We start from the raw sequence: 26397 nt of genomic DNA, 5'->3' as shown, positions 1-26397 counted from the left end.
CGTCCGATATGCAGGCATCCCTTACAGAGCGAAGGATCGCCTGCCCTTATTTTTCTAACAGGACCGATCATGTTCAGACATTTGAAGATCTCTTACCGGACCCTTCTGAGCTTTGGTGCAGTAGCTCTGCTACTGATCATCCTAGGCATTTCCAACCTGATGCAAATGGCTGATATCCGCCGTGCCGGACAAGTCATCGAACACAACGCCATGCCGAGCCTTGCAACGGCAGATGAAATTGCGCTGAACATCACCCGCCTTCGTGTCGAGGTGCTTCGCCTGGTGGCGAATCCGGACAAGGCAGTGCAGGCCAGGAGCAACCAGACTATTGCCACACTGGATGGCAAGATCCAGGAAACCTTCAAGAAATACGAGACGCTGGTTTCCAACGAGCAGGAACGCCAGGCGCTGTCCACGCTCAAGACCACCTTTCAGGAATACATGAACATTCTGGCCAAGGTGCAGGGCTTTGTAAGCCAGGAGGATCTACCCTCCGCTAACAAGCTGATCAATACTGAGCTGGCGCCCCGAGGCATCATCGTCAACGATCAGAACATTTTGCTGCAAAAGATCAATCAGGATACAGCGGCCAAGGCCGGTCAGGCCGCAGCCGAGAGCTACAGCCAAGCCCAGATGGTCGTGATCAGCATTATCATACTGGCCGTAATCGTCACGATCATATTGGCCCTGCTGCTGACAGCCAGCATCGTCAAGCCTATTGGCCAGGCAGTAAGCGTTGCCAAACAGATTGCCGGTGGCGACCTGAGCCAGAACGTAAAAGCTGAAGGTCGGGATGAGGCAGCAGAACTGCTTCAAGCATTGGCCGCCATGCAGGTCAATCTGCGCCAGACCATCGGCCAGATCGGCGACTCGGCTACTCAGCTGTCATCAGCAGCTGACGAAATGAGCGCAGTCATGGATGAGTCCACGCGCGGTCTGCAACGCCAGAATGATGAGATCGAGCAGGCGGCTACCGCTGTGAACGAAATGACGTCCGCAGTGGAAGGCGTTGCCAGCAACGCGGTCAGCACCTCTGAAGCATCACAGGCGTCCAGTCATTCGGCTCAACAGGGCCGTGCACAACTAAGCGATGCCATTGCCTCCATTGAAGCACTCACCAGCGATGTCTTGGGCGCTTCTCAAAGTGCCGAGGAACTTGCCGAGCAGGCCCTTAATATTAGCAAGGTTCTGGATGTGATCCGCGCCGTGGCTGAGCAGACCAACCTGCTGGCGCTCAACGCCGCTATTGAAGCCGCCCGTGCAGGTGATGCTGGCCGTGGCTTTGCCGTCGTGGCCGATGAAGTCCGTGCTCTGGCACACCGTACCGGGGAATCGACCCGTGAGATCGAATCCATGATCGGTAGCATCCAGCAGGGGACCGGCCACACCGTACAAGCGCTTCAGAGCAGCGCCGAGCGTGCCCGCAGTACGCTGGAAAAAGCCAACGCGGCTGGCGAAGCGCTGACAACCATCACGTCGAATGTGGCTGACATCAACGACCGCAATCTGCTGATTGCCAGCGCCTCCGAGCAACAGGCTCAGGTCGCCCGTGAAGTGGACCGCAGCCTGGTCAGCATCCGTGACTTGTCGGTACAAACGGCAGCCGGTGCACAGCAGACCAGCGTTGCCACCCAGGAGCTTTCTCGCCTGGCGGTAGACCTCAACGGTCTGGTGCGTCGCTTCTCGCTGTAACCCTACTAGGTGCCGGGTACCTCCGGCACCTTCTTCAAACATATTCAGCAAAGCGCGATAGTGCTCTTGCCCGTCTGGCTTGTTGTAAATGGCCAAAGCACTGCGTTCGAAATTAGGCTTGAAAAGACGCTATGTTTGATAACTGCTGCGGTTACTAGCCTTTTGTGTACGCAACCACTATGCCTGATAGGGGCTCTGCACGACCATAGAACGCCGCCGGAACTCGCAACGCAATAGACAATTTGACTGCCTGTCTAAATACTTTTTAAGTCATCTGTAAAACGCCCATATCGTTATATGAAAGTTGCTGTCAGGAAAATTATGGGCCCCAGTCGTTCACGTCTTATCAGTTTTGAAGGCTCGGCCAAGAGCAGGTGAACCGATTCATCTTTTGTTGCAACTTAAAGTCGACCATCGATCATCTAAACCTCCAGAAATAACAGAACGCTCCGATATTTCGTCATAACCCTTTATCCCACTGCCTGGGTGCATAGCTAGTTTGTGCCTGTCAGGAGAGCTTGTTATGAGAAATCTAAAAATTGCCCATCGGACGTTGCTCTGCTTTGGTGTCATCGCGGCGCTCCTGCTGGCATTGGGTACGTTCAATTTGACCCAACTATCCAAGATTCGCGAAGCGGGGAGCGAAATCGAGCAGAGTTGGCTACCCGGCTTGGCAAGTGTCGACAAGATAGCCATCAATATCGGCACCATTCGCCTTGAAGCCCTGCGGCTCGTTACCGATGACGATCCGGCCATCTTAAAAACATCAAACGCTCTGATCGAAAAGCTGGCTACCGATGTGCAAGCTCAGTTAGCTGCCTATGAAAAAACCATTTTTCTTGAAGAAGACCGGCAGTTGTTCAATGAGGTCCAGGTTCACTACAGGGACTACATGACAGGTGTTGCCACTATTCAAAAGCTGGTTGCACAACAGCAAATTGAGCAGGCGCGTCAATTTGTGGCGGATAATATGATAACGACGGGTCGTAACCTCGCCGGAAGCCTATTGAAAGCGCAGCAATATAATCTCGACGAAGCAGATAAATCCGGCACTGTGGCTAGCACTCTGTATGGGCATGTACAGTGGGTATCAGCTCTCGTGATTCTGTCAGCGCTTGTCATTACAGGTGTGTTGGCCTGGATCATGATTAGCAGCATCGTTGCGCCTATTCGCCAAGCCGTCCAGGTTGCCAAGCACATCGCTGGGGGGGACTTGAGCCAAGCCATTACGGTAAGAGGTCAGGATGAAGCGGCTGAACTGCTTGGCGCCCTTTCTACCATGCAGGGCAATTTGCGCTCCACGATTGGTCAAATCAATGATTCTGCCCATCAGCTTTCCAGTGCCTCGGAAGAAATGAATGCGGTCATGAGCGAAAGCACTCGCGGCTTGCAGCGCCAGAACGATGAGATCGAGCAGGCGGCTACCGCTGTGAACGAGATGACCGCTGCGGTAGAAGATGTTGCTGGCAATGCCGTTTCGACGTCAGAAGCCTCCCGAGCTGCCAGCCAGTCTGCTGCACAAGGCCGTACTCAACTGACTGAGGCTATCAATTCTATCCAGGCCCTGACCAGCGATGTCCTGGGCGCTTCTCAAAGTGCCGAGGAACTTGCCGAGCAGGCCCTTAATATCAGCAAGGTCCTGGATGTGATCCGCGCCGTGGCTGAGCAGACCAACCTGCTGGCGCTCAACGCCGCTATTGAAGCCGCCCGTGCAGGTGATGCTGGCCGTGGCTTTGCCGTCGTGGCCGATGAAGTCCGTGCTCTGGCACACCGTACCGGGGAATCGACCCGTGAGATCGAATCCATGATCGGTAGCATCCAGCAGGGGACCGGCCACACCGTACAAGCGCTTCAGAGCAGCGCCGAGCGTGCCCGCAGTACGCTGGAAAAAGCCAACGCGGCTGGCGAAGCGCTGACAACCATCACGTCGAATGTGGCTGACATCAACGACCGCAATCTGCTGATTGCCAGCGCCTCCGAGCAACAGGCTCAGGTCGCCCGTGAAGTGGACCGCAGCCTGGTCAGCATCCGTGACTTGTCGGTACAAACGGCAGCCGGTGCACAGCAGACCAGCGTTGCCACCCAGGAGCTTGCCCGCCTTGCCGTAGACCTCAACGGCCTGGTACGTCGCTTCTCGCTGTAACCCTGATACAACCGGTGCCATCACACTTGGCACCGGTTGTATTTGTCGCAGGCGTCCGCCCCGGCTACTCTCTCTTCTCTTCCTATCACGGCCAGCCGCCCTGCCCATGCGCTACCAACTCGTCATTTTCGGCTTTGATGGCACCCTGGCCGACAGCTTTCCATTCTTTCTCGAGTCGCTCGACACACTGGCTCAGGCACATCGCTTCAACCGGTACGACCCAGCCGACTTTGATCGCATCCGCAGCTACGATACCCGCCAGCTGCTGCGTTACTTTGATATTCCACTGTGGAAAATCCCACGTGTCGCGCACCACTTTCAACGCCTGATGGCGCACGGCGGCCATACCGTGCGGCCTTTCGAGGGCGTACCCGCCATGCTGGAGACCCTGCATCAGGCCGGAATACAGTTGGCGCTGGTCACGTCCAATTCACTTGAAAATGTCGAGTGCATTCTTGGTCCGTCGGCTCGCTATCTGGACCGTGTCGAGTGTAACGCGCCCCTGCTCGGTAAAAGCTCACGCCTTAAACAGGTAGTCGCCCGTTGTAATGTCTCGCCCGATGCCACGATCTGCATTGGCGATGAATTGCGGGATATTCAGGCGGCACGCAAGGCAGGTATTGCCTGCGGTGCGGTCAGCTGGGGGTATGCCAGCCCAGAGGCGTTACGCAGAGCCGGGCCCGACTATCTTTTCGAACGCCTCGACGCTATCACTTACACCCTTGTTTCTCACCCTACAACGGAGCTTGCATGAAGCGCTTGCCCCTCTGCGTTTTCGGCCTTATCTGGACACTGGGCCATGCCCATGCTGCTGATCTCAACGTGACCTTTACCGATATCGAGGAGGCCAAAGGTGAATTGCTGGTAGCCGTATTCGCTTCGGCCGACGCGTGGGATAACGACAAACCGTTGGAGGCATCCGCCCATATCCCAGTTACAGGGACCACGGTGCAGCATATCTTCAAGAACCTAAGGCCCGGCACCTATGCGGTATCGGTCATTCGAGATGCCAACGGCAATCAGAAGCTCGATACGAACTTTATCGGGATGCCAACTGAGCAGTATGGCTACAGCCAGAACCCTCCACTGAAGATGCGTAAGGCCACGTTTGAGGAAACACGCTTCGAGCTCAACGACTCTATTGAGGCTATTACCATCAAGCTTCGCTGACCAACAAAACTGCTCAAAAAACGATCAATCCTCTGGAGGCCTTGTATGTCGTGGCTTCCAGGCAATCATGAACACTGTATCCACAAGCGAAACCACAGTAATAGTGAGTAGAAAAATCGATCTTGAATTGATTGATCAATAAATGAGCAACTGTCTGGACGCCGCATGGCATAAGGCTTGGCGGCATTAACGAACACGCTGTCCACAGCCAGACGCACAGTAATTGTGGGAAAGCGGCTGGCATGGCTTGAATGAGCAAGTCCTTTGAATGGCTCTGCCTGAATGAAAGGCTAAACCGTCTTATAATTTACCTGTAGTAGCCTAATAGTGGCCTTTCTGGATGACAGAGTTTTGTCATCCAGGTCATTGACAGATGAGTTAACCAACCCTCAGCAACAGCTTATCCACAGCTCTTCCCATGGTTCATTCACCTTTTCAGGGCATTTTTAGCTTTATATCGGGTGGATAACTCAATAAAGCGCACGCTCTTCATACAGTGCTGAAATAGAGGGTTCATTAGCTTTGTCAACACTGATCAACAATACAGTAGTTGCCTCTATCCCTTTAAAATCAAGGCTTACAGCCTCTTCCAAACATATTACTCACAAACTTATCCACAAGTTGTTGTGATTACAGGAAAAGCCGCACCTGTTGTTTTGATCAAAAAGTGATCACCTCAGCTAAAGCCGCATGGTTACTAGGGTTGAATAATTATCCAACAGATTATCCACAGGCTCGTACACACATTTTGTGGGCTTGAAAGGATAAAAAGACAGGCACCCAAAAGCCTCCAGCAAGCCGGAAGCCGACATGAGATATGAAAGTCGTCCTACCGAACGACGCCTTCCTCACGCAAGACCTTGAAAATGGCTTCTGCGCCCGCCTGTGGGGTGACATCTCTCAGGATCTGACCGCCATCTCCTGTCGCCTTGGCCGTGGCGGCGCGAAAACGATCGGCAGCCGTCTTGGCCTTGATGACTTTCAGCCGCTTCGGCCGTGGACGAGCCGGCTGCAAGACGGCCTCTTGCCACAGGAGGTCATCAACGATATCCACATCTTCAACCTTGATCTCTCCACGCCTTGCGGGCCCAAAGGCACTTTGACGGGCGGCTGGCGCTGCGTTGTCCACACTGGCGACAAAAGGCAGGCGTACCCTTAGCCGTCGCCTTTGTCCGCGCGGCAGGGCTTGCAGTACCTGAGCATGTCCGGCGTCTACCGATTCAACGTCTGCCAGCCCAACTACCAGGGGCCAACCCAGCGATTCGGCCAGAAGATAGGGCAGCATGCCCGACCCTTCCCCGGTCTCGGCTTGAGTGCCGGTCAATACAACCTGGACCTGAGCCTCCCGAAGGTATTCCACCAGCACCGGTAGAGCATCGGCGCCCTTGGGCTGCTCCAGGACATGCAGGGCAGGCAATCCCATACCCAGGTAAGCGCGCAGCGACTCCTCGTAGGGATTACCGGCATGCAGTACCGTGAGTCGATCACCCGCCAGATGCAGCCCCAATTCGACCGCTCGGGCATCCTGCTCTGCGCGGCGGGCGCGGGCCGACATGGGATGCGACCCCACCGATACCAGCGTAATCACATTCAATTGGCCGTCGGACATACCGTTTACCTCCTTCAAGACTCACGTTGCGTTGCTGAAGCGGTAGTCCTGCGGACGACCGCTTCAGGCCGCTTCCTTCTGCTCACCGCGGCGGTAGGCCTCGACCAGATCGATCAAGGCTTCCAGCACGGCGTTCGAATCTGCAATGACCGACAGGTCTGCCCGCTTGATCATGTCGCACCCCGGATTGAGGTTGATGGCAATGACTTTGTCGCAGGCACCTATGCCCTGTAAGTGCTGTACCGCGCCGGAAATCCCGACGGCCAGGTAGACCCGTGCCGTTACCCAGGTCCCCGTAGCGCCTACCTGCCGGTGACGTGGCATATGCCCGTCGTCTACCGCCACCCGCGAAGCCCCTTCTGTTGCCCCAAGCGCCCGGGCTGCCCGATGAAAGAGATCCCAGTCCTGAACGCCATTGCCACCGGACAAGATGAATTCCGCTTCGGCCATGGGAACAAGCGCTGGATCGACGGCCACGGCCCCCATGTCCTCGATACGCACAAGCGTTCGCAACTGATTGCCGTCAGCCAGCGTGACCGTACGTGCCTCATATCGTGTTTCACTGACCGGCTCCGCACACTCGGCGCAGGCCAACACTACCTTGGGGACAGGACGCGTCAGATCTTCGCTGCCTGCGCCGGCACGGCCGGTACATAGTCCATCCTTTATCTGCCAGACACGTGTAGCAGGCCGCTCATGTAGCGTAGCAGCGAAACGACGACCTAGCTCGCCACCACCGGTACGGCTGTCCGGCAACAACCAGTGACGTGGCAAGAACTGGCTTTCTACTGCACGCAGCGCCAGCACGCGCTGTTCAGGCGAGTATCCCGTGTATTCATGACCGCTCAATTGCAATAGCCGGTCAACACCTGCCTTATCGAAACCAGACTCCTTATGCTCGCCAAAGACAATGGCTAACACTGCCCCTGCTGAGCCTGCCAGCTGTCGCGCCAGGCCGAGCAGATCGCGGTCGTGGCTGGAAAGCCGTCCCCCTACCAAATCGGGCACTACGGCAATAATGAAGGCGGGCTCTTCGACCCGATGCAACGGCAGTAGCACCTCCTGGGCCTCACCCAGCCGACGAACCCCGTTGCCCTGCTGAGCGCCACTGCGATCGATACGGCGCAAGCCGCTAGGCCCCTTGAAGCCCAGAGCTGCGTGGGGATTCTTACGAATGATGCCGTTGGGGCCCATCCAGCGAGGCTGCTCATCGCGCGTACTCGCCTGCATCAAGGCGTGCAGGGGATGAAGCCGATTACGGGCGATCCATTCGGCATGCGGATCACGGCGGATGATGTCAGTCATGCCCTGCTCCTTTGAAAAACGTCCGTGCCTGAGTGGGTATCGCGGCGCTCATGGCCAATCGGGTAATACAGGATGCGTTCATCAGGAGATCTCCACCGCTTCACGCCGGGGCGTGATTGGTTGCTTTACCGGCACGGCGGGTGCCTCGATTACAACTTCGGCGACCAGCTCGGCAATGTCCTTTACCTCCGGACGGGGCGCGACCACCCCCTCCAGCATGGCGGTACATTGAGGGCATCCCACAGCGACAACCTCCGCTCCAGTCGTCTTGATATCGGCCATGCGCATGTCGGGAATCCGCTGCGTGCCGGGAATATCGGTAATTGGCGCGCCTCCTCCACCGCCACAGCAGCGAGCCCGGAAGCCGGAGCGCTCCATTTCCTTGACCTCAATCCCGATGGCCTTGAGTACCTTGCGGGGCGCCTCGTACTCTCCGTTGTATCGACCCAGATAGCAGGGGTCGTGGTAGGTCACGCTGCCCCCCTTGTGCTGCCCGAGATGGAGCGCCTGCGCGTCCAGCAGCTCTGCCAGAAAGGTGCTGTGATGCAGAACCGTATAAGCCCCGCCCAGCGCGCCGTATTCGTTTCTCAGCACGTGAAAGCTATGCGGGTCGCATGTCACGATCCGGTTGAAGCGGTACCGCGACAGCGTGGCGATATTGCGCCTGGCCAATTGTTGAAAGGTCGCCTCGTCCCCCAGTCGTCGCGCCACGTCACCGCTGTCGCGCTCCTCCAGCCCCAGCACGGCAAAATCAACCTTGGCAGCCTTGAGAATCTTGACGAAAGCCCTGAGGGTCCGCTGGTTGCGCATGTCAAACGCGCCATCACCCACCCAGAACAACACATCGACGCGCTGTTGGTTGGCGATCAACGGCAGATCAAGGTCCGCAGCCCAGTTCATCCGGTTGACCGGGTTGAAGCCGTTGGGGTTATCCGTTGCGATTAGATTATCGAGCACCTCAGCGCCCTTGTTGGGGGTTGCCCCTTTCTCCAGGGTCAGATGGCGACGCATATCGACGATAGCATCGACGTGCTCGATCATCATTGGGCACTCTTCCACACAGGCCCGACAGGTGGTGCAGGACCATAGCGTCTCGGCATCTACCAGCGCCTTGCCTTCAAATGAAACAATGGGCGAATGGGCATTGCCGCCGTGCTCACCAATTGGCTTCCCGGGATAAGGCGAGCCGAAATAACGCGCGTCGGTGCCACCCGCCATGCCGATAACCATGTCCTGGATCAGCTTTTTCGGGTTGAGCGGCTGACCGGCCGCATAAGCAGGGCACATGGCCTCGCAGCGGCCGCACTGCACACAGGCGTCAAAGCCCAGCAGCTGATTCCACGTAAAGTCCTTGGGTTTCTCCACACCCAACGGTGCAGCAGGGTCATTCAGGTCCAGCGCTTTCAAGCCACTGGAGCGCGCCGCGCTGGCGTTATAAGGAGTACGGAACCGCTCGGGCCGACGGTGGAAGGCTAGATGCAGCGCGCCGGCAAAGGCGTGCTTCATTGGGCCACCCCAGGTCATGCCGAAGAATAGTTCCGACACGCCCCAAGCCACGCCTACAGCCAGCACGGCCGCCAGTATCCAGCCGCCAAAATTTTCCGGGAGTACGCCCGCTACGGGCAGCGTAGCAATGAAAAAGCTCGCGGAAAACATCAGTAGGCTTTTGGGCAAGCGCATCCATGGCCCTTTGGACAGGCGTGCCGGTGGGTTGCGGCGACGCTTGGCCACGAACAAGGCACCCGTGAACATGCAAGCGGTGGCCGCCAATAGCGCCCAACCCAGAACACGGTTATGCAGGCCAAATCCATGAACCAGTACAGCCAGCACGGCGGCTAGAACGAAGCCGCCTGCGGTGGCCACATGGGTTCGCGACATATAGCGATCCCGCTCGACCACATGGTGCAAGTCCACCAGATAGCGCCGCGGCATGGCCAGCAGACCCCGAATCAGATCGACATGGGCGGGCCGGCCCTGCCGCCAGAGCCGTACGCGTCGAAAAGCACCGATCGCAGCCAGTGCCAGGGCCGTAAAGAGCAGAACGGGAATAAGGATATCTAACATACCGGAGCCTCGTAGGGTGGGTGAGCCAGAGGCATTACCCATCCTCAACATGTCAGGCGGTACCTAAACCGCGGGTAGCCCTCGTGGTGGGTCAGACTGCTCTGCAGCTAACCCACCCTGCGGTTCGCAAAGGCGCGTACTTAAAAGTCCTTGCACAGCCGCAATGCGTCGTAGATTGCGGCGTGGGTGTTGCGCTGCGCCACGCAGTCCCCGATGCGATACAGGAGATAACCGCTACCCTGCTCATTCAAGGCGGGTTGTGGCTCGATAGCGAACAAGGCCTCGATATCGATCTGGCCCTTGTTACGCGAACCGTCCTTCAGCGCGTAGTACAAGGTCTCGTCCGGTCGCACGCCGTTCTCGATGACGATCTGATCGACCACCCGCTCCTCCTTGGCGCCGGTGTATTCGTTTTCCAGTACGGCAATCTTCTTGTCGCCCTCGGGATATACCTTTTCCAGCATGAGATCGCCGGTCATGATCACCTCCTTCGGGTAGAGGCTGCGGTAGTAGGTCGGGAACGTGGTCCCGCCAATGGCTACGCCCGGTTTGATGTCATCGGTGACAATTTCCACCTGTGCGCCTTTATCGGCCAGATAATCAGCCGCCGACATCCCGGAAAATTCGCAAATAGTGTCGTAGACCAGCACGTTTTTGCCCGGCTCGACCTTACCGGAAAGAATGTCCCAGCTGCTCACCACCAAGCCTTCGGCCGCGCCCCAATGCTCGTTCTGTTCCATGAATGGATGACCGCCATTGGCCAGCACGACGATGTCCGGACGTAGATCCATGATCGTGTCAGGATCAGCCGCCGTCCCCAGCCGCAGGTCGATATTCAGGCGAGCCAGCTCCAGTTGATACCACCGCGTGATACCCGCGATCTGGTCACGCTGAGGCGCCCGGGACGCGAGAGTAATCTGCCCACCCAGCTGCTCCTGCTTTTCGAACAGGGTCACGTCATGCCCCCGCTCAGCCGAGACGCGGGCCGCTTCCATTCCCGCCGGGCCGCCGCCGACAACGACTACCTTGCGCTTGGGCCCGGTGGATTTCTCGATGATGTGCGGAACCCCCATATATTCACGGCTGGTTGCGGCGTTCTGAATGCACAGCACGTCCAACCCCTGGTATTGACGGTCGATGCAGTAGTTGGCGCCAACACACTGGCGAATCTGGTCCACCTGCCCCATCTTGATCTTAGCGATCAGATGCGGATCGGCGATGTGGGCACGGGTCATACCGACCATGTCCACGTAACCGCCCTCAAGGATGCGTGTCGCCTGGTTCGGATCCTTGATGTTCTGCGCATGCAGCACGGGCACGCTGACCACATCCTTGATACCGGCCGCCAGATGCAGGAACGGCTCCGGCGGGTAGGTCATGTTGGGAATCACGTTGGCCAAGGTATTGTGGGTGTCGCAGCCAGAGCCGATCACGCCAAAGAAATCCACCATGCCGGTGTCGTTGTAATACTTGGCGATCTGTTTCATATCGTCATGGGTCAGGCCGTCCGGGTGGAATTCATCACCACAGATCCGCATGCCGACACAGAAATCATCGCCGACCTCGGCCCGTACAGCCTTGAGCACTTCCAGGCCAAAGCGCATACGGTTCTCGAAGCTGCCGCCCCATTCATCGGTACGCTTGTTCACACGGGGCGACCAGAACTGATCGATCATGTGCTGGTGCACAGCAGACAGCTCTACACCATCCAAGCCACCCGCCTTCGCCCGGCGCGCGGCCTGGGCAAAATTATCAATTATCCGCCAGATTTCCTCCGGCTCGATGGTCTTACAGGTAGCGCGATGCACGGGCTCGCGGATACCGGACGGCGACATCAGGGTTGGCCAGTGACCACCGTCCCAACGGGAACGGCGACCCATGTGGGTAATCTGGATCATGATCTTGGCACCATGCCGGTGCATGGCATCGGCCAGGTTCTGAAAATGCGGAATGATGCGGTCGGTAGCGAGGTTTACCGAACTCCACCAGTGCTGCGGGCTGTCGATCGCCACGACAGAGGAACCGCCGCAAATGGCAAGGCCAATGCCGCCCTTAGCTTTTTCTTCGTAATATTTGACGTACCGTTCGGTCGTCATGCCGCCATCAGTGGCATACACCTCGGCGTGCGCCGTGCTGAGTACGCGGTTGCGAATCGTCAGCTTGCCGATCTGGATTGGTTGGAACATTGCTTCAAAGGCCATCACGGCACCTCATCTCAGCGAATTACGCACGGTCGGTCTTGTTATCGTTCATTGCGCCGTTACAGCGGCTTCACCACGAAAAGGCCGTCGTCATGGCCCTCTTCCGCCCCGCTGTACACCTGCTCGGCCACGGTACGGACCGCGCTGCCTCTGGCGGCGAGGATCTGGTCCATGGCCCCGGCAAACCAGCCGGTAAACATGTAATCCACCTTGCGGTTGACCTTGCCGTACACGTAAACGAAGGCGGAATGCCGCAGCCGAACCTGGGCCGTACCGGCATCCACGTCGATTTGCTCGATATCGAAGAGCCCCCAGCCGCGTTGGGAGAGGCGCTTCATGTAATGCTCATACACCTCGACACCAACCAGCCCGTGGCACTCGGCCTCTTTCTCGCACCAGTGCCAGGCGGACTTGTAGCCAGCCTTGTAAAGAATCTCGGCGTATTTCTCTGCACCGAGCACCTCTTCGATACCCATGTGGTTATTGACGAAGAAATGGCGCGGTACATACAGCATGGGCAGTGCATCGGTGGTCCAGACGCCGGTTTCATCGTCGACCTGGATTGGCATTTCGGGAGCATGTGTGGCCATGGTGAAACTCCAAACGAATGTGCTTGTGTAGGGTGGGCTACGCCGCGGTACGGTTGATCCACCCTACCGGTGATCGTCGAAGATCAGTGCAGGCTGAATCAGGTCATGGCAGGATCCAGCCGCGGACCTTCAAGAAATGAAATGACTTACTCGCCCCACACCTCGCTGAGCACCCTTACCCAGTTCTCGCCCATGACCTTGCGCACAGTGCGCTCGGACATGCCTCGCTTGAGCAGCGTCTCGGTCAGGTTGGGAAATTCGCCTACGGTGCGGATGCCCAGGGGGTTCACGATCTTGCCGAAGTTGGTCAATCGACGGGCATAACCCTTGTCATGGGTGAGGTATTCGAAGAAGTCCTGGCCGTGGCCTTGGGTAAAGTCGGTACCAATGCCGATGGCGTCTTCGCCAACGATATTCATCACGTACTCAATGGCTTCGGCATAATCATCGATAGTGGATTCGATGCCCTTGGCCAGGAACGGCGCAAACATCGTAACGCCCACGAAACCACCATGATCGGCAATGAACTTAAGCTCTTCGTCGGACTTGTTACGCGGATGCTCTTTCAGGCCGGACGGCAGGCAGTGGGAATAACAGACCGGCTTTTGGGATTCGAGGATGACTTCTTCAGAGGTCTTGCTGCCGACATGGGACAGGTCGCACATGATGCCGACGCGGTTCATCTCGGCAACGACCTCGCGGCCAAAACCGGACAGACCGCCGTCGCGCTCATAGCAACCTGTGCCTACCAGGTTCTGGGTGTTGTAGCACATCTGCACGATGCCTACGCCCAGCTGCTTGAAGATCTCTACGTATCCGAGCTGATCCTCAAAGGCATGGGCATTCTGAAAGCCGAAGATGATGCCAGTCTTGCCTTGAGCCTTGGCTTTGCGGATGTCAGCTGTGGTGTAGACCGGCATGACCAGATCACTATTTTCGCGCATCAGCTTCTTTTGCGCCGCAATGTTGTCCACGGTCGCCTTGAAGCCTTCCCAGACCGACACGGTGCAGTTGGCTGCCGTCAGCCCTCCCTTGCGCATGTCCTCAAAGAGCTCACGGTTCCATTTGGCGATGATCAGCCCGTCGATAACGATGCTGTCGGCGTGCAGTTCAGTGGCATTCATCAGGGCAGCTCCCAGGTTTCGCGACGCCGGATCATGTGCCGACGCTTTGAAAGGAGCATATCCCTCAGGTTTTCTGCGCTATCGCGTAAAAACGACAGGGGGATTACCAGAAGCGTCAATGCGCGTTCAGCAGGCAGTAACGGCTGGCTACCCCATGCCTCTAGCGCCCGCCAAAAGCCGGGCAGACGCCTGGAGCAGAACGCTCCAATTGCAGACGAAAGACGGAAAAGCGAAAAAATGTCGAAAAAAAACCCCGCAATGCCTTAGCAAGCACGCGGGGTTAAAATGCCCTGTTGGGCCTCAGTGTGTTTCGTCCAGACCAAGCGTAAGGGCGCTTTTTCCGGAAATTCGAGGAGCTAAGCGGCTCAACTCGACAAGAAGCGCTACTTTAGCATCACCTTCCCAAAACTACCCTGTGACATATTGCCCCCCCAGACGCCATTAGACTTTCGTTTTATTACAGACAAATAACCATCAGGCGCTCTGCTTGCCGGAAAGCGACCTGCGCGTATCCAGTACCGTCTTGTGCACTTGCCTTGCCATTGACCGCTGCCAAGAATCGGTACGGGACTTAACGGAGGATTCGTCATGATGCATGCAGACCTAATCGACCAGGACGACTTCAGGGACCGCCTGATTGCACTGGGTATCGCCGTACCGTCGGGTACTACTCCCGAGCAAGCCTGCCAGCAGGCGCTATGCGGGCTGAACCCTGAACGAGTCACAGCCCTGCGGCGTCTGGTCGAAGAACTCCTGTCAGGTCATGCGACACTATTACCGTCCGTTCGCGAAGCTATTGCTCGTCAGCTGCTCCCCGCCTTGGCCCAGCATCGCTAGGTCAGGGCGGCCCGTCTATCAACCAAGCCTTACGCTGGCAAACGTCGACTCTCCTTGCGCCTGACTGAGCGCGGCCAGGGCCGAGGACGTCGGGAGTAAGGCCAATTCCTGAGGAACCGGTACCAGCATCACAGGCTGCCCCATCGATACGCCCTGCCGCTCATCACGCGGGGGAATCCCAAAATACTCCCGGTAACACTTCGAGAAGTGCGGCGTGGAAACGAATCCGCATACCGATGCCACTTCGATGATGGACATGGTGGTCTGTTTGAGCAGTTGTCTGGCTCTAATCAGGCGCAGCTTCAGGTAATAGCGCGACGGCGAGCAGTGCAGGTATTTCTGAAATAAGCGCTCCAGCTGGCGACGCGACACATTCACGTAGACGGCCAACTCGTCCAGGTCGATGGGCTCCTCCAGGTTGGCCTCCATCAGCGCGACGATTTCCTGCAGCTTGGGCTGATTGGTGCCCAGCATATGCTTGAGCGGCACACGCTGATGATCCTGCTCGTTGCGGATACGTTCATAGATGAACATTTCAGAAATCGCGGCGCACAATTCGCGACCGTGCTCACGGCCGATCAGGTGCAGCATCATGTCCATGGGAGCCGTACCTCCCGATGATGTGAAGCGGTTACGGTCGATGGAGAATAGCCGCGTCGTCAGCGATACACGCGGGAAGGCTTCCTGCATGGAGGCCAGCATCTCCCAATGCACGCTGCACTCGTAACCATCGAGCAGTCCGGCCTTGGCCAGTACCCAACTGCCCGTGCAGACGGCGCCCAACTTGCGGCCCTGCCGTGCCTGCGCCTGCAGCCAGCTCACATGTTCACGCATAACGCTTCGCTGAATGCCCACACCGCCACACACAATGACCATGTCCATGGCCGGTGCAGCCGCGACAGCACTGTCCGGAGTAATTTGCAGGCCGTCACTGGCCTGGACCGGACGGCCATCCAGGCTGAGCGTAGACCAGCGGAACAGCTCACGACCCGACAGCTGATTGGCCATCCGCAGTGGCTCTATCGCCGACGCCAGTGAGATCAGGGTGAAGTTGTCCAGCAGCAGGAACCCGATGGATTGCGGAACACGGTGTTGTGGCTGACTTTGATTCAATGACATTGGAACGCCCTCTTCACGCTAAGCCCGGTATGGCCTCATCGAGGCTCTTTTTATCGTCGTGAGTCGTGTCCAGCTGCTGACGGAATCACCCGTTGTCACGGGATGTAACACCGACAGGCCGTATGACCCTGGATAGAGGCTTCGCAAATGTCATGCCTACCTTGAACAGCTATTCAATTAAAAAGAAAGAAGATGCTTGGCAAAGCGCTTCCGAGGCTGGTAGTGCCAAAGGCCATCAGTGACCAATGGGTCATGGCAGGCTGTGTCCGTGTGCAAATCCGTAGCAACTCGAAGAGCTGGCTTGTGTGGAAAAAGATTTCTACAGTAACAAAGGGCGGATCGACTTTTCGCTTTCTGCCAAGCATTCCCCTGCACAAAGATGCGCCAAAAGGTGGCAAAGCTTTCCCGGTGTGTGCAAATTCAGTTCAGCGTTGGCTGATGACTCACGGATCGTCTTACGGGAGCGCCTGTGACCTAACGTGAAAGACCCCTCAAAAAGCACATCTAATTCCCGTGGGCCGCCCCGGTAATCAATAAAAAGGACTATTAACTGTCCTATCGCCTACAGCCCCTATAGGCCATGGTCTGCATGTCTTTAGCTTGTACACGTAGAGGCGAAAAACAGCGTTTGGGACATAACAGGCGCAGCCACAGGTTGCAACATTGTCGGCTGCCTGGATGTTGGGTAACCTGAATGACTGAGCATGGCGACCGGCCATCTCGCAAGACGCTATCTCTGTTTCGAGCACGGCTTGCCGGCTCGATGAAACTGGATGAACCAGACAGCTTGGCTGCCATGGCTATTAAAACGATAAAACTACTCGGCACCGAACCGGGCACCTTCTCGCTTTACCTTTGCGCCAATTCCAGGGCAGAGGCCGCCGTCGCTTTCCCGTTAGAAACCGGAAATGTCCAGGCATGCTCCCTTGGTCACAGGGAAGCGCTCGCGCTTTGATGCGTGAAACCTGGGTTGATCAGGCAGGCCGCTCAGGTGCCCTGCCTCTTACCGGTAGACCCTCTCCCTCAATGAATGGATTCTCTCTCATTCGTGAGGTCACCCAGAAGGCGAAAGTCCTTACCTCTGGACCGCTTTCCGCCGCCTCAGGCACGGCTCTTTCCGGCCGCCCTGTTTCACCCGTTGTTTTAACGAACACTCCGATCATGAAATTGCCGCGGTCAGGGCCTGCCATACGGCACAACTGTGCTGGCTACGACGCCTCGACCTCTGGTTACGACGCCGCCTGCACTGGATGCGACGTGACTGGTAGGCGGTTGATGAACGATCGGTTACAGATAACCTATCACGCAGCGGAGTACATCGGCCTGACCCTTGCCGAACCACACCCGTCTGCCACGATTTGCTGCCCTATGCCTTGTGCATGCGCGGCAGCATCAGGAAGGAGACATTCACCATGAAAGGTTGCAATGCGTTACTACTGGCCCTGAGCTTAGGCGCCCCGCTTCTGGCCCAGGCGGCCGAGCCCGAGTCCTGCGCCACCGTTCGCTTTGCCGATGTCGGCTGGACCGACATTACCGTCACTACCGCCGTAACGTCCGAAATCCTGCAGTCGCTGGGCTACAAGACCAAGACCAACATGATCTCCGTTCCTGTGACTTACAAGTCGATGCAAAACAAGGATATCGATGTCTTTCTGGGTAACTGGATGCCGAGCATGGCGGCCGATATCAAGCCCTACAGCGACAACGGCAGTGTCGAAACCCTGCGCGCCAACCTCGAAGGGGCCAAATACACCCTGGCAGTCCCGGAATACGTGTACGACGCCGGCGTGAAGACCTTTGCCGATATCGTCAAGAATGCCGACAAATTTGGCGGCAAGATCTATGGCATCGAGCCGGGCAATGACGGCAATCGCCTGATTCAGAGCATGATCGACAAAAATGCGTTCGACCTGGGCAAGTTCAAGATGGTTGAGTCCAGCGAAGCGGGCATGCTCTCCCAGGTTCAGCGCGCCGAGCGTCGCAAGCAGTGGGTCGTCTTCCTGGGCTGGGAACCGCACCCCATGAATACCCGATTCAAGATGAAGTATCTGGAAGGCGGTGACGACTACTTCGGCCCCAACCTGGGCGGCGCCACGATTTACACCAATGTGCGCAAAGGCTACGTCCAGGAATGCCCGAATGTCGGCAAGCTGCTGACCAATCTGAACTTCTCGCTAGGCATGGAGAACCAGCTCATGGACGACGTACTCAATGGAGGTAAGACGCCGGAGGCCGCCGCAAAAGCGTGGCTGAAGGCAAATGCCCAGGTAGTGGACACCTGGCTGGCCGGGGTGACGACTCGAGACGGCAAGCCCGCCTCCGAAGTCATGGCCAAGCTCACGCAGTAACCACCCCAACGACCTGGACAGCCCGGCCGCTAAAGGCGGGCTATCCAGGTCGCTGGATTGTTGATACTCAACTCCAGGGATTTTATCTATGTTCCTTACCGACCATAAGCTCCCGCTGGGGCAAGCCATTTCCGATTTTGTCGACTGGCTGATCATGAACTTCTCGGGATTCTTTGACCTGATTTCCGATGCCCTTTCTACCGTCATCTCAAGCACCACGGGAGCCCTGCTCTGGTTCAACCCCCTGGCCCTGACCGCGATCCTTGTGGCGCTGGTCTACTTCATTCAACGCAGCCTTGCCCTCACGCTGTTTGCCGCCGCCTCGCTACTTCTGATCATTAACCTGGGATACTGGCAGGAGACCATCGAAACCCTGTCTCAAGTCATCTTCGCCACCCTTGTCTGTATCGCCATTGGCGTGCCGCTGGGTATCATAGCGGCCCATAAACCCTGGTTCTTCGCCACATTGCGTCCGTTGCTGGACTTGATGCAGACCGTGCCGACGTTCGTGTACCTGATCCCCACGCTGACCCTGTTCGGCCTGGGCGTCGTACCCGGCCTGATCTCTACCGTAATCTTTGCGATCGCCGCTCCGATCCGCCTGACGTGTCTGGGCATTCAGGACGTTCCGGAAGAACTCATGGATGCCGGTAAAGCCTTTGGCTGCTCCCGCTGGCAGCTCCTGACACGGATTGAGCTTCCTCATGCCATGCCCAGCATTGCCGCGGGTATCACGCAATGCATCATGCTGTCGCTCTCGATGGTAGTAATTGCCGCACTCGTAGGTGCCGACGGCCTCGGCAAGCCTGTGGTGAACGCTCTGAATACGGCGGATATCGCCCTAGGCTTCGAAGCGGGCCTGGCCATCGTACTGCTGGCCATTCTGCTCGACCGCGTCTGCAAGCAGCCCAATGCCAGAGGAGAACACTGATGAGCGCAATCCGTTTCGAGAATGTCGACGTCATCTTCGGCAAACAGACCAAACAGGCCGTCGAGCTGCTGGACAAAGGCCTTGGCCGATCCGAAATCTTCGAGCAGACCGGCCAGGTACTGGGCGTGGAAAATGCCTGCCTAGAAATCCAGAAAGGTGAAATCTGTGTCCTCATGGGGCTGTCCGGCTCAGGCAAGTCCAGCCTGCTGCGCTGCATCAACGGCCTTAACACAGTCAGCCGTGGTCGCCTGCTCATTGAGCACAATGGCAGCGAAGTGGACATCGCCAATTGCTCGCCCTCAACCCTGAAGGAAATGCGCACCTCCCGCATCGCCATGGTGTTCCAGAAATTTGCCCTTATGCCCTGGCTGACTGTTGCGGAGAATGTTGGGTTCGGCCTGGAAATGCAGGGCCGCTCCACGGCCGAGCGCAAGAAAATCATCGATGAAAAGCTTGAGCTGGTAGGTCTTACCCAGTGGCGCAACAGCAAGCCCTCCGCACTTTCAGGCGGCATGCAGCAGCGCGTCGGTCTGGCCCGTGCCCTCGCCATGGACGCCGACATTCTCTTGATGGACGAACCTTTCTCCGCGCTCGATCCGCTGATCCGCCAACAACTGCAGGACGAGCTGCTCGCCCTGCAGAGCAAGGTCAACAAGACTATCGTATTCGTCAGCCACGACCTGGATGAAGCGCTCAAGCTCGGCACCAATATCGCGATCATGAAAGACGGACGCATCATCCAGCATGGCAAGCCCGAAGATATCGTGCTCAATCCGGCAGACGACTACGTACGAACCTTCGTAGCCCATACCAACCCGCTCAACGTGCTATGCGGTTATAGCCTCATGAAGCCGATCGAACAGTGCCGCCGCGAAGGCAATGAACTCTGCCTGGACAGCACCCGTGACTACTGGGCCAGCCTGAGCGATGCACGCAACGTCAAATCACTGCGGCGCAGCGGCGACAGTGTCAGCGTACAACGCTGGGCGCCTGGCGAGCCGGTCGAAGCGCTCAAGCGTCAGCCTACCCTGGTCGACGCCAGCATTCGGATGCGCGATGCACTGGAGATCCGCTATCACACCGGCAACAAGCTCATCCTTCAGCAAAACGGCTGCGTGGTAGGCATTCTGGGAGACACCGAGCTCTATCACGCGCTGCTGGGTAAAAACCTGGAAAAAAGTCATGAGGAGTCCGAGGTGACTCCTCTCCGGACCGCCTTTTCCCAGGCCGGCTGACCCATGACAGGCCGCCCACCCGGGCGGCCTTAATGCCTTTGATATAGATCGGCTTAGCCGGCCCGAGCCTAGTAAATACAGGGCTCAGGGCTAGCACTTGCACGCCCCAAGCTTTTTATTGATTGATCGTTCAATTAAAAAACAGTAGACTGAAGGCAACTCAGGTGATGCGTGAATGCGAGGAGATAACCGCAATGCCAAAAGTCGGCATGCAACCTATCCGTCGTTCCCAGCTGATTGCTGCCACGCTGGAAGCGGTTGACGAAGTCGGGATGAGCGAGGCGAGCATCGCCCTCATTGCCAAGAAGGCCGGTGTATCCAACGGGATCATCAGTCACTACTTCCAGGACAAAAATGGCCTGCTCGAAGCGACCATGCGCCACCTGATGTCGGCGTTGCGCACTGCGGTTCGCGAACGTCGCGCCACGCTGACTGATAACAGCCCGCGCGCCCACCTGCGCGCCATTATCGAAGGCAACTTCGACGACAGTCAGGTTAACGGTCCGGCCATGAAGACCTGGCTGGCCTTCTGGGCCAGCAGCATGCATCAGCCGGCCCTGCACCGCCTGCAACGCATTAACGATGCACGGTTGTATTCAAACCTGTGCTGCGAATTCCACAAGGCGCTGCCTGCACAGGAAGCCCGCCGTGCCGCACGCGGTCTGGCCGCAATCATCGACGGTCTGTGGCTGCGCGGTGCCCTGGCGGGTGGTGAATTCGACATCGACGAAGCGCTGCGCATTGCCTTCGATTATCTAGACCAGCAGCTCGCCCGTGCGGCCGACTGAAAAGGGAGAGAATCATCATGACCCAGCTCGACACTCAAAAGCTCTATATCGGCGGCGGTTACGTCGATGCCACCAGCGGCAAAACCTTCCAGGCAATCAATCCGGCCAATGGCGAGGTCATCGCCAACGTACAGCAGGCCAGCCGGGAGGACGTTGATCGCGCCGTGGCCAGTGCTGCCGAGGGCCAAAAGGTCTGGGCCGCCATGACGGCCATGCAGCGATCCCGCATTCTGCGCAAGGCCGTGGATATCCTCCGTGAGCGTAACGATGAGCTCGCCGCACTGGAGACCCTGGATACCGGCAAGCCGCTGACCGAAACCCAGGCCGTGGACATCGTGACTGGTGCCGACGTGCTTGAGTACTACGCAGGCCTGATCCCCGCACTGGAAGGCGAACAGATCCCGCTGCGCGATACCTCGTTTGTCTATACCCGCCGCGAGCCGCTGGGCGTGGTCGCAGGCATTGGCGCCTGGAACTATCCAATCCAGATTGCCCTGTGGAAATCCGCCCCAGCCCTGGCCGCCGGTAATGCCATGATCTTCAAGCCTAGCGAAGTCACTCCCCTGACGGCGCTCAAGTTGGCCGAGATTTATACCGAGGCAGGTGTGCCCAATGGCGTGTTCAATGTGCTCAACGGTGCTGGCGCCGAAGTAGGCGTAGCCCTGACCGAGCACCCGGGCATCGAGAAGATTTCCTTTACCGGCGGCGTGCCCACCGGCAAGAAGGTCATGGCCAGCGCTGCCGGCTCGACGCTCAAGGAGGTCACCATGGAGCTGGGCGGCAAGTCGCCACTGATCATTTTCGATGACGCTGACCTCGACCGTGCGGCCGATATTGCCATGATGGCCAACTTTTTCAGTACCGGTCAGGTATGCACCAACGGCACCCGCGTTTTCGTGCCGAGCGCCCTCAAGGAGCGTTTCGAAGCCAAGATCCTGGAGCGCGTACAGCGCGTCCGCCTGGGCGACCCGCAGGACCCGAACACCAACTTCGGCCCGCTGGTCAGCACCGCTCATATGGAAAACGTTCTGCGTTATATCGAGCATGGCCGCAGCGAAGGTGCGCGTTTGCTGTGTGGTGGTGAGCGTGTTACCACCGGCGAGTTCGCCAACGGCTGTTACGTCGCACCAACTGTCTTCACAGACTGCCGTGATGACATGACCATTGCTCGTGAAGAAATCTTTGGTCCCGTCATGAGCATCCTGGCGTATGACACCGAAGAAGAGGTAATCCGCCGCGCCAATGACACCGAATACGGTCTGGCGGCCGGTCTTGTGACCAAGGATCTCGCCCGCGCCCACCGTGTGATCCATCGTCTGGAAGCCGGTATCTGCTGGATCAATACCTGGGGCGAATCCCCGGCCGAGATGCCTGTCGGCGGTTACAAGCACTCCGGCGTAGGCCGCGAGAATGGCCTGGTCACCCTCGGCAACTACACCCGCATCAAGTCCGTACAAGTTGAGCTGGGCGACTACGCCTCGATCTTCTGAACCGCATCACCGTTACCCGTAGGGTGGGTCAGCCGACGCGCATGACCCACCGTTTTCGCGTGAGCCGCTGCGTCATGCAGCCAATCTCGACGCCCTTTACGGAGGAGTGCCACCATGGCTAAAGAATTCGATTACATCATCATCGGTGCCGGTTCTGCCGGTAACGTTCTGGCGACCCGTCTGACTGAAGACAAAGACGTCACCGTCCTGCTGCTGGAAGCCGGTGGCCCCGACTATCGCCTCGATTTTCGCACCCAGATGCCTGCCGCCCTGGCCTACCCGCTTCAGGGCACCCAATACAACTGGGCTTACCAGACTGACCCCGAGCCACACATGAACAACCGTCGGATGGAATGCGGCCGCGGCAAGGGACTGGGTGGCTCTTCGCTGATCAACGGCATGTGCTACATCCGCGGTAACGCTATGGATTTCAATGGCTGGGCCAAGCTTGACGGTTTGGAGGACTGGACATACCTCGACTGCCTGCCCTACTTCCGCAAAGCCGAGACACGTGACGTCGGCCCGAACGATTATCACGGCGGTGACGGTCCGGTATCCGTGACCACCTCCAAGCCCGGCGTGAACCCGCTGTTTGAAGCCATGATCGAGGCAGGTGTACAGGCGGGTTACCCCCGCACGGAAGACCTCAATGGTTATCAGCAGGAAGGCTTCGGCCCGATGGACCGTACCGTGACGCCCAATGGCCGACGTGCCAGTACCGCCCGTGGTTATCTAGATCAGGCAAAGGGTCGCCCCAACCTGACCATCATCACCCATGCCACCACGGACCGCATCCTGTTCAGTGGCAAGCGCGCCATCGGTGTCGCTTTCCTGGAAGGCAACAGCAGCGATATCACCACCGTTCATGCCACCCGTGAAGTGCTCCTGTGTGCAGGCGCCATCGCTTCGCCACAAATTCTCCAGCGCTCCGGCGTAGGTGCAAGTGACCTGCTACGCCAGTTCGATATTCCCGTCGTGCACGATCTGCCCGGGGTTGGCCAAAACCTGCAGGACCACCTGGAGATGTACCTGCAGTACGAGTGTAAGCAGCCGGTCTCCCTGTATCCGGCGCTGAAGTGGTACAACCAGCCCCAGATCGGTCTGGAGTGGATGCTCAAGGGCACCGGCATTGGCGCCAGCAACCACTTCGAGGCAGGTGGCTTTATCCGCTCCAGCGATGAATTCGAGTGGCCGAATATTCAGTACCACTTTCTGCCGATCGCTATCAATTACAACGGCAGCAATGCTATCGAGGCTCATGGCTTCCAGGCTCACGTTGGCTCCATGCGCTCGCCGAGCCGTGGCCGCGTTCACCTGAAATCACGCGATCCACGCCAGCATCCCAGCATCCTTTTCAACTACATGAGCACCGAGCAGGACTGGCAGGAATTCCGTGACAGCATTCGTCTCACCCGCGAGATCATGCACCAGCCAGCACTCGACCCCTATCGCGGTCGCGAGCTGAATCCAGGCGCGGATTGCGTAACGGATGCCCAGCTGGATGAGTTCGTGCGCCAGCATGCCGAAACGGCCTACCACCCCTCCTGTACCAACAAGATGGGTACCGACGACATGGCTGTCGTCGACGGGCAAGGCCGCGTCCATGGCCTTGAAGGCCTGCGTGTGGTGGACGCATCGATCATGCCGCTGATCATTACTGGCAACCTCAACGCCACCACCATCATGATTGGCGAAAAGATTGCCGACCACATCCGCGGCCGTCAGCCCCTGGCCCGTAGCACCGCCTCCTATTACATGGCAAACGGCGCTCCGGTACGCCAAACACCGGCCCGAAGTGAAAAAAAAGAAAATAGAGCAAATTCACCGGTTTACAACTGATTTAGAATCGTTATAATGCGCCCATTGATGCCGGTATAGCTCAGCTGGTAGAGCAACTGACTTGTAATCAGTAGGTCCCGAGTTCGATTCTTGGTGCCGGCACCATCAAATTCAAAGGCTCGCAGAAATGCGGGCCTTTTTCTTTTGCGCTTGAAAATTCTTACGCCAGAACGCTTGGTTTACCTCTTTGCAAACAGAGGCGAAACATTCTGTTGCATCTTAACAATGCTATACATCCATCTGTTGAAACCTCGACTCACTCCGGGACTCAGGTCTATTGAGACAAGAGAAGAAGAGAGGTAAACGATGGCTAAGGCATTGATGAAATTCCTGAAAGCACCTACCGACAGAGGCGTATTCGACTGGTTAGGTGATATGGAAGGACGCCTCGAATAACAGCTCCTAATCAGCGAGATGTTATTCAGCCCGCTGGGAGCAGGTCGCACGCAGGAATGGCCGCACCTCTCCCAATCAGCCTCGCCTCCCCTACTTCAGTTTCTTGGTCAGCTTCACCGCCCGGCTCCCTTATACTGGCGCCGCTTCGCTATCAAGCAGGCTCCAGAGTCGAACCTCGCCCGGTCGCGCGCTGGAAGGACATCTAACTTGAAAGGAAACCATTGTGGCAGCAGGTAGTTTTTTTGCACTTTTCGATGACATCGCCACGGTACTGGACGATGTCTCCGTCATGTCCAAGGTGGCTGCAAAAAAGACAGCCGGCGTATTGGGTGATGACCTTGCACTCAATGCGCAACAAGTAACTGGAATCAAGGCAGAGCGAGAGCTGCCTGTGGTCTGGGCCGTAGGAAAAGGCTCACTGATCAACAAGGCCATTCTGGTCCCCGCTGCGCTGCTGATCAGCGCCTTTGCACCGTGGCTGGTAACACCGCTCCTGATGCTAGGCGGTGCGTACCTCTGCTTCGAGGGTACAGAAAAGCTTGCGCATAAGTTTTTACCTTCTCATGGTCACGATTCTTCAGAGCACGTAAAAGCTGTCGCTGATCCAAACATTGACCTTGTGGCCTATGAAAAGGAAAAGATCCGCGGAGCGGTTCGAACAGACTTCATTCTGAGCGCGGAAATCATTGCCATCACCCTGGGTATCGTGGCTGAAGCGTCGCTCATGCAACAAGTCGTGGTCATGTCACTGATTGCCATAGCCATGACTGTTGGCGTCTATGGACTGGTCGCCGGTATCGTAAAGCTGGATGATCTTGGGCTTTATCTATCCAAGCGCGGCGGCTCGGCTGTACAGGCAATCGGGCGAGGCCTTGTGAATGCGGCTCCGATGCTAATGAAGGGGCTATCCGTTGTCGGAACGATTGCCATGTTCATGGTAGGCGGTGGCATTCTGACCCATGGCATCCCGGCTCTTCATCATCTGATTGAAACCCTGGAACACGTGGCTGCAGGCGTACCGGCAATAGGCCCTGCTCTAGGCGTACTGACGCCTACGCTGTTTAATATTGTATTCGGCATCTTCGCCGGTGCAGTGGTCATGATAGTGGTCGGCATCGCCAGCAAGCTGCTTCGTCGTAAACCGTCTGCTAGTCATTAAGCTCCGCCCGATCATAAGGCAGAACAACGGCAGGCCCAAGTGGGATAACCACTTGGGCCTGCCGTTAGCCTTCGCCATGAACCGCAAAGGCTGCGTTCATGCGTCACCGTGGAAATCGCCACAATTGAAAGCCTGACAAGCGATCTCCCATCAGGGCTGGATACGCTGGATACGCGTTACGGTATACGTCGCACTTGGCTATCAAGCCGTGTTGCTCGATACCATAGCCAGTGGCGCAGCGGATATTGGCCAAGGCGGTTGCCAAGCCATAGGCATGGCCCTAGCAGCGACAAAAGTTGACAAAAGTTGACAAGAGAGACGGGAGATAGGGCTTTGCCAGGCATTGGAAAAAGCGGC

20 protein-coding genes and 1 tRNA gene are annotated in these 26397 nt (G+C 57.4%); 14 read left to right on the top strand and 7 right to left on the bottom strand.

Annotation, left to right across the window (positions count from 1 at the left end; translation table 11 throughout):
• The first annotated feature begins 69 nt into the window (after window positions 1–69).
• The 4 genes from EAW52_RS02765 to EAW52_RS02750 all read left to right on the top strand — a co-directional run bounded on the left by EAW52_RS02765 (window position 70) and on the right by EAW52_RS02750 (window position 5005).
• Window positions 70–1692 carry a methyl-accepting chemotaxis protein gene (locus EAW52_RS02765; RefSeq protein WP_122041331.1) on the top strand — a complete coding sequence of 541 codons (1623 nt, stop codon included), beginning with the start codon at window positions 70–72 and terminating at the stop codon, window positions 1690–1692.
• Window positions 1693–2215: 523 nt separating this feature from the next.
• Complete coding sequence (locus tag EAW52_RS02760) at window positions 2216–3835, top strand: methyl-accepting chemotaxis protein (protein WP_122041330.1); 1620 nt, start codon at window positions 2216–2218, stop codon at window positions 3833–3835.
• A gap of 106 nt (window positions 3836–3941) precedes the next feature.
• Window positions 3942–4589, top strand: coding sequence for an HAD hydrolase-like protein (locus tag EAW52_RS02755; protein WP_122041329.1), 648 nt, complete (start codon window positions 3942–3944; stop codon window positions 4587–4589).
• Complete coding sequence (locus tag EAW52_RS02750) at window positions 4586–5005, top strand: DUF2141 domain-containing protein (RefSeq protein ID WP_122041328.1); 420 nt, start codon at window positions 4586–4588, stop codon at window positions 5003–5005. The genes EAW52_RS02755 and EAW52_RS02750 overlap by 4 nt, the downstream gene beginning before the upstream one ends.
• 829 nt (window positions 5006–5834) lie before the next feature.
• Here the strand turns inward: EAW52_RS02750 and EAW52_RS02745 are convergent.
• The 6 genes from EAW52_RS02745 to EAW52_RS02720 form a co-directional block, all read right to left on the bottom strand.
• The gene (locus EAW52_RS02745) at window positions 5835–6614 is read right to left on the bottom strand and encodes a hypothetical protein (RefSeq protein WP_010796203.1); all 780 of its coding nucleotides are present in this window, start codon (window positions 6612–6614) and stop codon (window positions 5835–5837) included.
• A gap of 63 nt (window positions 6615–6677) precedes the next feature.
• Window positions 6678–7919, bottom strand: coding sequence for an electron transfer flavoprotein subunit alpha/FixB family protein (locus tag EAW52_RS02740; RefSeq protein ID WP_122041327.1), 1242 nt, complete (start codon window positions 7917–7919; stop codon window positions 6678–6680).
• Window positions 7920–8000: 81 nt separating this feature from the next.
• Window positions 8001–9983 (bottom strand): dimethylglycine demethylation protein DgcB, encoded by a 1983-nt coding sequence (gene dgcB / locus EAW52_RS02735; RefSeq protein ID WP_122041326.1) that lies wholly within the window; start codon window positions 9981–9983, stop codon window positions 8001–8003.
• A gap of 140 nt (window positions 9984–10123) precedes the next feature.
• Entirely contained in the window at window positions 10124–12184 is a 2061-nt protein-coding gene (gene dgcA, locus EAW52_RS02730; RefSeq protein WP_122041325.1) for a dimethylglycine demethylation protein DgcA, read from the bottom strand.
• 59 nt (window positions 12185–12243) lie between these two features.
• Window positions 12244–12774, bottom strand: coding sequence for a DUF5943 domain-containing protein (locus EAW52_RS02725; RefSeq protein ID WP_074827213.1), 531 nt, complete (start codon window positions 12772–12774; stop codon window positions 12244–12246).
• Between the two features lie 146 nt (window positions 12775–12920).
• A complete protein-coding gene (locus EAW52_RS02720; protein WP_122041324.1) occupies window positions 12921–13898 on the bottom strand; it encodes a dipeptidase in 978 nt (325 codons plus the stop codon).
• A gap of 588 nt (window positions 13899–14486) precedes the next feature.
• On the opposite strand from EAW52_RS02720, the gene EAW52_RS02710 reads away from it, so the two are divergent.
• Complete coding sequence (locus EAW52_RS02710; RefSeq protein WP_010796209.1) at window positions 14487–14735, top strand: hypothetical protein; 249 nt, start codon at window positions 14487–14489, stop codon at window positions 14733–14735.
• Window positions 14736–14753: 18 nt separating this feature from the next.
• Here the strand turns inward: EAW52_RS02710 and EAW52_RS02705 are convergent, their stop codons facing one another.
• The gene (locus EAW52_RS02705; RefSeq protein WP_122041322.1) at window positions 14754–15854 is read right to left on the bottom strand and encodes a GlxA family transcriptional regulator; all 1101 of its coding nucleotides are present in this window, start codon (window positions 15852–15854) and stop codon (window positions 14754–14756) included.
• A 694-nt stretch (window positions 15855–16548) separates the two neighbouring features.
• Between EAW52_RS02705 and EAW52_RS02700 the strand changes: the two genes are divergently transcribed.
• From EAW52_RS02700 to EAW52_RS02660, 9 genes are all read left to right on the top strand, one after another.
• The gene (locus EAW52_RS02700; RefSeq protein WP_122041321.1) at window positions 16549–16809 is read left to right on the top strand and encodes a hypothetical protein; all 261 of its coding nucleotides are present in this window, start codon (window positions 16549–16551) and stop codon (window positions 16807–16809) included.
• Between the two features lie 457 nt (window positions 16810–17266).
• A complete protein-coding gene (locus EAW52_RS02695; RefSeq protein WP_122041320.1) occupies window positions 17267–18202 on the top strand; it encodes a choline ABC transporter substrate-binding protein in 936 nt (311 codons plus the stop codon).
• An 88-nt stretch (window positions 18203–18290) separates the two neighbouring features.
• A complete protein-coding gene (gene choW / locus EAW52_RS02690) occupies window positions 18291–19133 on the top strand; it encodes a choline ABC transporter permease subunit (RefSeq protein WP_122041319.1) in 843 nt (280 codons plus the stop codon).
• Window positions 19133–20368: a choline ABC transporter ATP-binding protein gene (choV, locus tag EAW52_RS02685; RefSeq protein WP_122041318.1), complete on the top strand. Its 1236-nt coding sequence runs from the start codon at window positions 19133–19135 to the stop codon at window positions 20366–20368. The genes choW and choV overlap by 1 nt, the downstream gene beginning before the upstream one ends.
• Window positions 20369–20562: 194 nt before the next feature.
• Complete coding sequence (gene betI, locus EAW52_RS02680) at window positions 20563–21156, top strand: transcriptional regulator BetI (protein ID WP_010796214.1); 594 nt, start codon at window positions 20563–20565, stop codon at window positions 21154–21156.
• Between the two features lie 17 nt (window positions 21157–21173).
• Window positions 21174–22646, top strand: coding sequence for a betaine-aldehyde dehydrogenase (gene betB / locus EAW52_RS02675; RefSeq protein WP_122041317.1), 1473 nt, complete (start codon window positions 21174–21176; stop codon window positions 22644–22646).
• Window positions 22647–22760: 114 nt separating this feature from the next.
• Window positions 22761–24485 (top strand): choline dehydrogenase, encoded by a 1725-nt coding sequence (gene betA / locus EAW52_RS02670; RefSeq protein ID WP_122041316.1) that lies wholly within the window; start codon window positions 22761–22763, stop codon window positions 24483–24485.
• Window positions 24486–24514: 29 nt separating this feature from the next.
• Window positions 24515–24590, top strand: a tRNA-Thr gene (locus EAW52_RS02665).
• A 514-nt stretch (window positions 24591–25104) separates the two neighbouring features.
• Window positions 25105–26040 carry a DUF808 domain-containing protein gene (locus EAW52_RS02660; protein ID WP_122041315.1) on the top strand — a complete coding sequence of 312 codons (936 nt, stop codon included), beginning with the start codon at window positions 25105–25107 and terminating at the stop codon, window positions 26038–26040.
• Window positions 26041–26397 lie beyond the last annotated feature (357 nt).

This window comes from Pseudomonas sp. LTJR-52, from assembly GCF_003691465.1.
In the GTDB taxonomy this organism is placed as follows: Bacteria; Pseudomonadota; Gammaproteobacteria; order Pseudomonadales; family Pseudomonadaceae; genus Chryseomonas; species Chryseomonas luteola.
The sequence above is the reverse complement of the archived record's forward strand: the minus strand, read 5'-3'. Positions and strand labels throughout refer to the sequence as shown.